This is a genomic window from Chromohalobacter sp. HP20-39, assembly GCF_033052815.1.
GTDB lineage: Bacteria > Pseudomonadota > Gammaproteobacteria > Pseudomonadales > Halomonadaceae > Chromohalobacter.
This window is the reverse complement of sequence record NZ_JAWHTP010001136.1, coordinates 1-205: the sequence shown is the minus strand read 5'-3', so window position 1 is coordinate 205 and position 205 is coordinate 1. Positions and strand designations below refer to the sequence as shown.

1 protein-coding gene is annotated in these 205 nt (G+C 62.4%); it reads left to right on the top strand.

Features of this window, described 5'->3' with window-relative positions:
- A partial coding sequence (locus tag RVY79_RS21445; protein ID WP_317466646.1) for a hypothetical protein occupies positions 1-205 on the top strand: 205 nt, incomplete at both ends.

Here is a 205-nt window from a genome sequence, read left to right as displayed (position 1 = left end):
CACCAAGTTCGAGGGCTACAAGGAGGCGAGCGTTACCGGCTTCCGCAGCGACAACGCCGGCCAGAGCGGGACCACGCTCGACCACTACGACGTCAACGGCAACCTGGTGGAAGTCGAGGACACGACCAAGGATGCGAATAGCCGCGCCTTCGTCAACGACGCCAACGGCAACATCCTGCAGAAGACACAGCAGGGCAACGTCCTG